This window comes from Synechococcus sp. R6-7, assembly GCF_047461695.1.
Classification (GTDB): domain Bacteria; phylum Cyanobacteriota; class Cyanobacteriia; order Thermostichales; family Thermostichaceae; genus Thermostichus.
The window spans coordinates 1-10,788 of the sequence record NZ_JANSHS010000097.1 but is presented as its reverse complement, the minus strand read 5'-3'; the positions used below and the strand labels follow the sequence as shown (position 1 = coordinate 10,788).

At 58.1% G+C, this 10,788-nt stretch carries 8 protein-coding genes; 3 read left to right on the top strand and 5 right to left on the bottom strand.

Features of this window, described 5'->3' with window-relative positions; translation table 11 throughout:
• Positions 1–86: 86 nt before the first annotated feature.
• Both NW815_RS03540 and NW815_RS03535 read right to left on the bottom strand, forming a co-directional pair.
• On the bottom strand, positions 87–1,061 hold the full coding sequence (locus NW815_RS03540) for an ABC transporter permease (RefSeq protein ID WP_414389016.1): 975 nt from the start codon (positions 1,059–1,061) through the stop codon (positions 87–89).
• 80 nt (positions 1,062–1,141) lie between these two features.
• A complete protein-coding gene (locus NW815_RS03535; RefSeq protein WP_414415712.1) occupies positions 1,142–1,417 on the bottom strand; it encodes a hypothetical protein in 276 nt (91 codons plus the stop codon).
• Positions 1,418–1,663: 246 nt separating this feature from the next.
• Here NW815_RS03535 and NW815_RS03530 point away from each other — a divergent pair, with 246 nt between their 5' ends.
• Complete coding sequence (locus NW815_RS03530; protein WP_414331507.1) at positions 1,664–2,191, top strand: TM2 domain-containing protein; 528 nt, start codon at positions 1,664–1,666, stop codon at positions 2,189–2,191.
• 18 nt (positions 2,192–2,209) lie between these two features.
• On the opposite strand, the gene NW815_RS03525 is transcribed toward NW815_RS03530, so the two are convergent.
• From NW815_RS03525 to mfd, 3 genes are read right to left on the bottom strand one after another with little or no spacing between them, the layout of a single operon-like run.
• A complete protein-coding gene (locus tag NW815_RS03525; RefSeq protein WP_414389012.1) occupies positions 2,210–2,989 on the bottom strand; it encodes an ABC transporter permease in 780 nt (259 codons plus the stop codon).
• The gene (locus NW815_RS03520; RefSeq protein ID WP_414415711.1) at positions 2,980–4,002 is read right to left on the bottom strand and encodes an ABC transporter ATP-binding protein; all 1,023 of its coding nucleotides are present in this window, start codon (positions 4,000–4,002) and stop codon (positions 2,980–2,982) included. Before NW815_RS03520 ends, NW815_RS03525 begins: the two co-directional genes overlap by 10 nt.
• Positions 4,003–4,032: 30 nt before the next feature.
• Positions 4,033–7,509, bottom strand: a complete 3,477-nt coding sequence (gene mfd, locus NW815_RS03515) for a transcription-repair coupling factor (RefSeq protein WP_414415710.1) — start codon at positions 7,507–7,509, stop codon at positions 4,033–4,035.
• 492 nt (positions 7,510–8,001) lie between these two features.
• Between mfd and NW815_RS03510 the strand changes: the two genes are divergently transcribed.
• Both NW815_RS03510 and cydB read left to right on the top strand, forming a co-directional pair.
• Entirely contained in the window at positions 8,002–9,435 is a 1,434-nt protein-coding gene (locus tag NW815_RS03510) for a cytochrome ubiquinol oxidase subunit I (protein WP_414390663.1), read from the top strand.
• Positions 9,436–9,628: 193 nt separating this feature from the next.
• Complete coding sequence (gene cydB, locus NW815_RS03505; protein ID WP_414375450.1) at positions 9,629–10,678, top strand: cytochrome d ubiquinol oxidase subunit II; 1,050 nt, start codon at positions 9,629–9,631, stop codon at positions 10,676–10,678.
• Positions 10,679–10,788 lie beyond the last annotated feature (110 nt).

Genomic DNA, 10,788 nt, shown 5'->3' with positions numbered 1-10,788 from the left:
CGAAGCAGTCAGGGTCGGGTAGTTTACATTCCCCTCTCCGATCCGGCTGATCAGCGACCCCCAAGCCGCAGTGCCGGAAGCAACCTCTAGCCCGGTTCAAACGGCTGCCCCAGAGCTGCCGGCGGAGTGGCCTTCACCGCCTGCTGGATCCAGCGCCGCAGCCGAGGTGGGATCCCGCGCAAGCCGTACTCCCACCATTCCCCAGAAGTGAGCACCAACACCAAAATCATCAACACAAAGGGAGCCACCGTAAAAACTTGGGTGGGCACGGCGCGGATGGTAGTCTGGGCAACTCCGGCAAAGGACTGCAAAATGCCGAACAGGTAGGCCCCCAGGGCTACCCGCAAGGGGTTCCAGCCGCCGAAGATGACGATGGCCAAAGCAATCCAGCCATACCCTGCTGTATGTCGGTGGCTCCAGCCGGCCTTGAAATCCAGAGAAAAGGCAGCCCCCGCCAAGCCCAATAGGGATCCCCCCACAAGGGTATAGACATAGCGCCAGAAAATGACATTGGTGCCGCGGGCAAAAGCCGCCGCCGGCTGTTCTCCCATAGCCCGCAACATCAGGCCAGGCTGAGTGCGATACAAAAAGAACCAAGTTCCCCCGATGAGCGCGTAGCTGGCGTACAGCAACAGATCCCCTTGGAACAGGAGTGGCCCCAGCAGCGGCACCTCTCTCAGGAAGGGGATGGGCAGGCTGGGCACCGTTGGCCCTGGGATCCGCACGAACGGATTGCCCAAAAAGGAAGACAAATCCGCCCCCAATAGGGTCAAGACGAAACCAATGGCAATTTGGGATCCCTTCAGGGTCAGCGAGCCAAAGGCCACGATCCCAGCAAACAGCGCTCCCACCGCGGCGGCAGCCAAAAAGCCCAATACCAAGCTTCCCGTCAGCTTGGCCACGGCGAACCCAACCATGGCCGCCAGCATGATCGTCCCCTCTGCGGAGAGGTTGATCACCCCTGCCCGCTCGGTAATGGTTTCCCCCACACAGGCGAAGACCACCGGTGTGGCGGTGGCAATGGCAGTGGAGAGAATAGCAACCAGTTGGGCAGCGGTCATTATGAGCCTGTCGAGAACTCGGGTTGGGTTAACGCATTTGCAGTTGCTGCGGGAATGCGCCTGTCGATCTGGTCATCGCCTCACCCCAACACCCAGAGCATGAAAGCCACCCCTAGGGTGACGGCGCCGAACAGAGCATAGCTGATCTGGCGCAGCGGCCTCAGTTGCAGGGCATGCAGATCCTTAAGCCAGCCCAGCCCCAAGGATTCGACAAAGCGATCCAGCACCGCCTGCATAGGGTAGGCGTAAACCGATCCTCGCTCCTTAAAGTTCACCAGCACAACCAGCAGTGTAGCGTAGCCCCAGAGGAGGCCCCAGAGCACAGCGCTCAACCCGATTAAAATTGGCTCAAACATCGACTTTCCCTTGCCTTCTATAGGCATGTCCACTGCTTGCGTGAGCGGGAGACGGAGTTCTTTGAGCCTGGGGGACTTGGATCTCATTATTCCGGTTGTTTTCCCGTTGAGGCTGCCCTCCCTCAGACAAGAGCGTAGAAGGGATCCCAGCTTGCTTGCAGAGATCACGCCGGTTCTCTTCTGCCCGTCCAGGCCAGAAGATGACAAACTGGAAGTACCCGCTCGGAGTTATCTCGTCAAATCCCCATGAGTTCTCGCTACCTGCTGCCCCCCGCTGAACCCAAGTCTGTCGGTACTGCCTATATCCTCTGGGCGTTGGGCATCTTCGGGATCTGTGGCGTCCATCGCTTCTACCTGGGCAAGACTGGAACAGGCATCCTCTGGCTGTTCACCTTTGGCCTGCTGGGCTTTGGCCAGTTAATTGACCTGTTTTTGATCCCAGGCATGGTGGAAAATCACAACTTCAAACTGGCAGTTCTACAGGGATCCCAGCCTTCCCCAACGCCTGCAAAGGCCGTTTCAGCGCCTTCTCAGCCCTTGAAAGGTCAAGCTCTGATGCGGGAGATCCTGCGGCTAGCCCAACAGCGGCAAGGGATCCTCACCCTTGCGGAGATAGCTATCGACTTACCTGCCGACTTTGACGAAATTGAAAAGGCGCTGCAAGAGCTGAGCCGGCGGAGCATGGCTTTCCCCGAAAACAACCCGGTCACTGGAGCGGTAGAATACCACTTCCCTCACCTGCTGCACCGCTCCCCCGACCAACGTTCGCTCTAGATGCCCTCCTGCAGACCTCTACTGGGATCCCAGGATCCCTTGACGTTTGGCTAGCCGCATTGCCCGGCGAAAGGTCAGCAAGCCCAGGCCGAAGTAGAAAACGCCGCTGGCTAGAGCCATGGCCAAGCGCACGGGATCCAAGCCCGCCTCCCGCACCATCACGTCTCGCAGCAGCCCCGCCCCCGCCGTCATGGGCAGACTTTGCCCTAGCCACCTCAGGGATCCCGGCCATTCTTCCGTGGGAGCAGCCAACAGGAAAAGCAGGCCGAATTGGCTGATGATCAAAAGCTGCTGAATTCGCTTCCAAATTAGAGCAGCGGATCCCAGCAAAAACGAGAAGCCGTAGGCCCCCAGCACCACGCTCACCAAAGGCAACACCAGAGCAGGGGGAAACCGCAACCGGCTGCCCGTCAGCAATAAGATGACGCCCAGAATGACGACGACAATGGAAAAGCGCAACACCAAGCTGGCACAAGCCCGTGCCAAGAAGAGAGTGGCTGCCGAAAATGGCGAGAGCAACACCTGCTCCAAGGTGCCTGTCTGGGCTTCCACCTGCAGGTTGAGGGCGATGTCGTTGACCACAAAAATGACCAGCGTCCAGAGCACATAGCCGATCACCACCGCATCCAACCGTTCGCCAAATTGGGAGGCAGGCCCTGCCACATATTGGGCGCCGGCAAAGAGGGCATAGAAGAAGAACGTGGTGATCAGGATCCCGCCCAGGGCCTCCGCCGGATAGCGAATGTACTGGATCCAGGCCCGCTTCAGTTCAGCCCAAAACAGGTGGATCACTGGCATTGTCTATCCCCTCTTTTCAACAACTTGAGGAAGATGTGGGTGAGATCGGCTTCCTCTCGTTTGAGGCCCAGCAAGGGCAAAGGCCTCAAGATCTCTAGCACCTGATAAAGCCTCTCTGGCGGGCCGCTGAACCGCACCCGATGGGATCCGAGAATCTCCACCCCTTGGCGGGCCAGTTGTTCAACCCTCCAGGGATCCAGCCCCTGTTCCAGCTCGATCCGATAAGTGCTGACGGCGCCGGCAAAGTTCCGGATGAACTCGCGCGTGGGGGCTTGGGCAACGATCACCCCCTGCTGAATGACAGCCACCTGATCCGCCAGCACCTCCGCCATCTCCAGTTGATGGGTAGTTAGCAGAATGGCCTGCCCGGAGGCAGCAATCTGGCGGATGAGGGATTTCACCGCTTGGGCGGCTTCCACGTCCAGCCCTAGGGTGGGCTCATCCAGCAACAACAGGGCCGGCTGGTGCAGGAGGGCAACGGCAATGGCCACCTTCTGCTGCATACCCCGCGAAAGGGTTTGCACGGCAACATCCCGCTTTTCCCACAGGCCAAAGGTCTCCAGGAGCTCTAGCCCCCGTTGCCGGGCGGTTCTGGGGGGTAGCCCCCGCAGCACGCCAAAGTACTCCAAGTTCTGGAGGGGGGTCAGCCGCCAGTAGAGGTTGCGGTTGCCTTCCAGCACCGCCCCTACTTGGGCCAATGTGCCAGGATCCCTGTGGGGATCCCGTCCGAGAACGCACACTGTGCCCGCGTCGGGTTGGATCAGGCCGGCAATCATCTTAATGGTGGTGGTCTTGCCGGCCCCGTTGGGCCCCAAAAAAGCCAGGATCTCCCCTGCTGCCAGCGTCAGGGAGACATCCACCACCGCCCGCACCTCCCTGCCTCCTTGCCGGTAGGTTTTTTGGAGGTGGTGAGCTTCTAGAACTTTCATGACGCGAACCCGATGCAAAAAGGAGGGCAAAAGTTCAAACAGAGGAAGGCCGCCCACCCATTCCACTCTCTCACACCAGAGCATGGGCCCGCCTCGAGAGGGATCCGGCAAGATCTAGGGGGTCATTGGGATCCCAGCCTCCATCCGGCTCAGGGCCAAACTCATTTTGTCTAGCCACTGCAAAAGGCTCTCCAGTTGCTGCGCTGCCGGTACCATCCCCAGACCCCGCACCGTCACCTTGCCCGGTTGGTAAACAAAGCGAGGCTGCAGGTGAGTGGGCAGGGCCTCTTTCAGGCGATTCCAAGCGGGCTCCTCCATGGGGGTTTCCAAAAGGACATGCTCCTTGGCTGGCCTAATGCGGGAAAAGCCCAGGGCTCGGGCCAGCACCTTCAGCTCCATTACCCGCAGCAGCTCCTGAGTGGGCTTGGGCAGGGGGCCAAAGCGGTCTTGCCATTCTTGGGCAATTTGCAACAGCTCGACCCGAGAGCCGGCAGCGGCCAGGTGTCGATAAGCCTGCATCTTTTGATCTTCGTCGGGAATATAGCTTTGCGGGATCATGGCGGTTACATTGAGGTCAATTTGTGTGTCCTCCACCTGTGGGATCTCCTGGCCGCGAATTTCTCGAATGGCTTCTTGCAGCATTTCCAGGTAAAGATCGAAGCCCACCGCATTGACTTGCCCGGATTGTTCCGTTCCCAGCAGGTTGCCAATGCCACGAATTTCCATATCCCGCATTGCCAACTGATAGCCGGATCCCAGTTGGGTAAATTCCTGAATGGCCTGTAGGCGTTTGCGGGCCTCCTCGGTGAGGATCCCGTCTTCTCGGTAAAACAGCCAAGCATGGGCTTGGATCCCAGCCCGGCCCACCCGCCCCCGCAGCTGGTATAGCTGAGCCAATCCAAACTCCTGAGCATTTTCAATCAAAATGGTGTTGACGCGGGGAATATCCAAACCGGATTCGATAATCGTCGTGCAGACCAGGATATCGATTTCCCCATTGTTAAAAGCCAGCATCGTTGCCTCTAGCTCCCCTTCCGGCATCTGCCCGTGGGCAATGGCAATGCGAGCACCGGGCACCCACTCCCGCAATTTGGCACTGGTTTCTTCGATGCCTTCAATGCGGTTGACGACATAGAAGACTTGACCGCCGCGATCCAACTCTTGGCGGATAGCCGTACGGATGACTTCGGGGTTGTAGGGCGAAAGGTGAGTTTTAATGGGCCGACGGGAAGGCGGGGGAGTTTGGATCAGGCTCATTTCCCGCAGCCCCGACAAGGCCATATACAGGGTGCGCGGGATGGGGGTGGCGGTGAGCGTCAGCACATCCACCTGGGTTTTCAGCAGCTTAATCTTCTCTTTTTGGTTGACGCCAAAGCGCTGCTCTTCGTCAATCACCAAAAGGCCTAAATCCCGAAATTGCACATCCTTGCCCAAAAGCTGGTGGGTGCCCACCACAACATCCAGTTCGCCACTCTTGAGACGGGATAGGATTTCTTTTTTCTCCTCCGAGGTGCGGAAGCGGTTGAGCAAGCCCACTTGAATAGGATAGGGAGCAAAGCGCTCTTTGAGGGTGTGGTAGTGCTGCTGGGTGAGAATGGTGGTCGGCGCCAAAAGAGCCACTTGCTTGCCGGCGGTTACGGCCTTGAAAATGGCACGGATTGCCACCTCTGTTTTGCCAAAGCCCACGTCCCCACACAGCAGCCGATCCATAGGGCGTGGAGATTCCATATCCCGCTTGATCTCCTGGACAGCTCGGAGTTGATCCGGCGTCAGGGGATAGGGGAAAGAATCTTCCAGCTCCTGTTGCCAAGGAGAATCGGGCGGGAAGGCATAGCCCTCCTGTTCGGCGCGTTTGGCATAGAGCTGCAGCAGGTCAAAGGCCACTTTTCGCAGGCTCTTTTTCACCTTCTGTTTGGTCTTTTCCCAGGTGCTGCCGGACATCTTGTGCAGGGCAGGTGGTCCATCCCCGCTGGCGCGGTAGCGGGAAAGGGAGTTGACCTGGTCGGCAGCCACCCGCAACAGGCCATCGCTGTATTGAATAACCAGGTACTCGCGGGTTTCGCCCCCAATGGTGAGGCTTTCTAAGCGCAGAAACTGGCCAATGCCATGCGCCTTGTGAACGACAAAATCCCCTGGCTTGAGCAGGTTGGGATCCACCTGGCGAGAGCTGGCCTGGCGGCGCTTGCGCACATAAGTAGGGGTGGCCAGGCTGTGCTGGCCGAAAAACTCGCGGTCGGTGAGCACCACCCACCCCAAGGTGGGCAGGAGAACCCCCTCCAGCTCGGCCAGGCCGGAATACTTGAGGGCCACTGGGGTGTAGGACTGCAGCTGGCGCTCGATGGCCGGGAAGTCTTTGGGATTGGGCACGTACTGGGCGGGGCAGTCGTGTTCCTGCAGCAGAGCTACGGTGCGGGAGGGCTGGGCAGAGAGGATCCACACCTGCAACTGCTGCTTGCGGTACTCGCGCAGGGTTTTGGCCAGGGATCCAAACTGGTGGGGAGCAGTAGGCACAGGCCGGCTTTTTAGGTCAAGGGCAGCTTCGGCTTCGCCAGCAGGGGCAAAGGTGCGGGCCAACAGGCAGGGGAAGGGATCCCAGTCGGGAGCCTTGAGATCAAAGGGGCGGTGGAAAGGCACCAGAGCTGGCTCGCTGGCCCGGGCCAGCTGCCACTGCTCCTGGGCGTGGCTTAGCCACTGCCGGCTGTGGGCTTGGCACTGCTCCGGCTCGTCGATCAGGATCAAAGCCTCGGGATCCAGATAGCTCAGCAGGTTGGCTGGCGGATCGTAGAGTAGGCCAAGAAAACGGCGCAAGCCTTCCGGAGGAGTCGGCGACTGCTCCAACTGCTGCCGTAGGCCCTGGGAGAGCTGATCGGCTTTTTCCTGCAGAGCCGGCCAGAGGATAGGCCCATAGCCGGTGGGAGTAAGCCAGACGTAGGGGATCCCATCTTGGGAGCGCTGGCTGACTGGGTCAAACTCCCGCAGCCTCTCCAGCTCGTTGCCAAACCACTCTAGGCGCACCGGCCATTCGCAGGCCACTGGGAAAACGTCGAGAATGTCGCCCCTTTGGCTCCACTGCCCCTCGCTTTCCACCAGACTCACCCGCTGGTAGCCCAGACGAGCCAACTGCTGCCCCAACTGCTGCGGCGACATCTCCAGGCCGGGTTCCAGCTGGAGGCAAAAGGCCCGCAACACCTCTGGGGGAGGGAGGTGGGGTTGGAGGGCCCGCTCTGTCGCCACAATGGCCATGCCCTTCTTCCCCTGGAGGCAATCGGCCAGCACCTGAAACTGGCCCCACACCAGCTCCGGTTCCAGGTCAAAAGGTTCGTAAGGGGAAGCCTCGGAGGTGGGGTAGAGCTGCACCGTCTCCCAGCCCATGCCCTCCAATTGCGCTGTCCAGCGGCCTGCCTCCTCCAAGGTGGCGGTGACCACCAGCAGGGATCTTCCCTCCTGCTGGGCCAAAGCCGAGGCGATCAACCCCTTGGCAATCCGCCCTGCCCCCTGCAGATCTGCCTGTCGCCGTGATCTCAACCGGGCGGCCAACTCTTGCATCAAGCCAGATTGGGCCAGAAAGCGCACCAGCGGGATAAACGACATCTTCCACCCCACACTGCAAACTGCGATCCCAACAAGCAGGGATCCCAATTCTGGCAGGCTCCGGGGACGATCAGCAGCCGTCTGCCGGCTCTGTAAACCGGAAGTCCTCCCTTGCTGGGAATCGCTCCTGGATCTATACAACAAGACAACAGTTTTGTTGTTTAAAGACGAAAAAAACCAAAATCCTATACTAGCGGCCTGCCAGGCTTTGGCCGCTAGGTTCGCAGTGCGCTCTTTGTCTTGTAGTCTAAATTACAAAAAAGAGTTCACACTTCCAGAATCCTAAAATTAACCTTTAGAGTCGGACGGCCTGTCAATTGTCTTAGCCAAGATTCGATGTTAGAAGGAACAAAAAGCAGAGCTTTCCCGGCCTCATCCAATGTCTGCTAGGGAGCAAGATGTTTTTCATGCAAGAGGTGTAGCTGCATCAACTGCAGAGGATGTTGTCGGAAAAAGCTGTATTGGCCAATTCATCTAAGCTTGGTACAAATCATGTTTCTAGATACCGTTGCCCTTTCTCGTCTACAGTTTGCCCTCACGGCCATTTTTCACATGTTGTGGCCGGTTTTAACAACGGGGATGGCCATTTATCTCGTTGTTGTTGAGGGACTTTGGCTGAAAACCCGCAACCTAGATTACTACCGTCACGCCCGTTTCTGGTCAAAACTCTATGTGTTGAACTTCGGTATTGGCGTGGCCTCAGGCTTGCCAATGGCCTTTCAGTTTGGCATGAACTGGGCGCCCTTCTCCGAAGCAGTGGGAGATTTTTTCGGCACCATCCTGGGGTTTGAAGGCACGATGGCCTTTATGCTGGAGGCCAGCTTTCTGGGGATCATGCTGTTCGGCTGGGATCGGGTGCCGCCAGTGATTCACTGGATCTCGACGATCCTGGTGGCTTTTGGCGCCAACCTCTCCACCTTTTGGATCCTGACGGCCAACTCTTGGCTGCAGACGCCGGCAGGTGGCGTGTTCGTCGATGGGAAATTTGTGGTGCGGGACTACCTGCAAGCTATTGTCAACCCCTTCATGGTCAACAGCTTTCTGCACATGTTTTTTGCCACCTTGGAAACCTCTTTGTTTGTTATCGGTGGCATCAGTGCTTGGTACATTCTCAATCGGCGGCACAGCGAGTTTTTCTCCCGCTCCCTCAAAGTGGTCCTGGCGATGGCCCTGGTGGTTGCCCCCCTGCAGGTGTATATCGGCCATTTGAGCGCAGAGCAAGTGTATCGCTATCAGCCGGCCAAACTGGCAGCTATGGAGGCCCAGTGGGAGACGATCCCCGCCGGCGAGCGGGCAGACTGGAGCCTGTTGGCTGTGCCCAACGACCGCGAAGAGCGCAACGAGTGGGAGGTGAAGATCCCTGGCGCGCTGGGCTATCTGCTGGAGTTCAAACCCAGGCTGGATCGACCCATTCAAGGGCTCAAAAGCTGGGATCCCCAAAATCGTCCCCACATGGTCGGCCTGATCTACTACTCCTTCAGAACGATGGTGGCCATTGGTCTTTTTCTGGCCGGGCTTGTCGGAGTTACCCTTGTCCAATGGCTGAGGGGCAAGCTCTCAGTGGAGGCCCTTTCTCAGCAGAAATGGCTGATGAGAGCTTGGATCTTCGCAGCACCCCTGGGATACATCGCCGTTGAAACTGGTTGGATCGTCCGCTGTGTGGGTCGGCAGCCCTGGATTGTGTATGGACAACTGCGCACGGTGGAATCGGTTTCACCGCTGCCGGCAGGAGAAGTGTTGTTCTCCTTGATCGGCTTGACCATCTTGTACACCGTGTTTTTCGTGGCCGCCCTTTACTTTGGCAGCCGCATCATCCGCGAAGGGCCAAACCTGGAGTTGCCCGCTCCTGCCCCAGCAACGCAGCCGGTGATCGTGGTCGAGCCTGCCCGCCACGAGCCAGATCGCCGTCCTGCAGAAGCTCGGTAGCAGCAGTTTGGTAGCCATCTAACTGGTGACTCCAAGTAGCAACAGGGCAACGTAGCAGGCCCATTCCCCACAGCAGTGAAACCCTTCGCTACGTCAACTCCCAACTTCCCTTCCCTAGAGGGAGAGGGACTGGGGATCGCCATCGGGAACTGTCTCGCACTGGTCAGAAATACTCAAAGCAGAGGGAACAGCGATGGAATCTTTTGAGCCTTTACAGCGGTTTCTGCCCCAGGTTTGGTTTTTTATCCTGGGCCTATTCCTATTTCTCTACGTTCTGCTGGACGGGTTTGATCTGGGAGTTGGTATCCTCTCCCTGACGGCCTCCAGCGAGACGCGGCGCAGCATTCTCATGACCAGCTTGGGCAATGTTTGGGATGCCAACGAGACGTGGCTGGTGTTGATGGGGGGATCCCTATTTGGATCTTTTCCTCTCGCCTACGCCACCATTCTCAATGCCCTCTACATACCCTTGGTGATCATGGTGGTGGGCCTGATCTTGCGGGCCGTTTCCTTCGAGTTTCGGGAAAACGCCGACAACAAGTTGGTGTGGAACCTGGCCTTTGGAGTGGGCAGCTTTTTGGCAGCCTTGGGCCAGGGATTTGCCTTGGGCAGCGTCTTCGAAGGGATCCAAGTGGACGAAGCCGGCCACTTTGCCGGCAGCCCCTGGGATTGGCTGACCTGGCGCACGCTGTTGGTGGCTCTTACTTTGATCCAGGGCTATGTGTTAATCGGCTCAGCCTACCTAATCGTTAAGACCACCGGCGAGCTTCAGGAAACCTACTACAAGACGGCAACCATCGCCACCTGGACAACTTTACTGGGGGCAGTGTTTATCACCATCAGCACTCCTATCATGTCCGAGCAGGCGCGTGCTCAGCTTTTCTCGCCCCCTCTTTTCTACATCTTTGCTGCCATCCCAGTTCTGGGACTTTTGTTGGTGGCGTTGTTGCTGCGCAGCCTGCGCCGGCGGGAAGAAAATAGCGTTTTGGTTTACACTTTTTTGATCTTTGCGCTTTCTTTTATCGGCTTGGGGTTCATGGTCTTCCCCAACATCATCCCCCCCAGCGTCACCATCTACGAAGCGGCGGCCTCCCCCAGCTCCCTGGTGTTTATGCTCACCTTTATTGGCTTTCTGATCCCGGTTATCTTGTCCTACAACATCTACAACTACGTGGTGTTCCGGGGCAAGATCGTGGTGCAGGAAGTGGCGGCGGAAGAGGCCAAAGTTCCAGAGGCAGTTTAAGCTGGCCTGAGGATGCAGCAATAACCCCGCCCGGTGATGGGCGGGGCAATTTTTTAGGTGCAATCGAACGTCTACAGAGAAAGGCTGATACATTTACGCTGAACACTGCT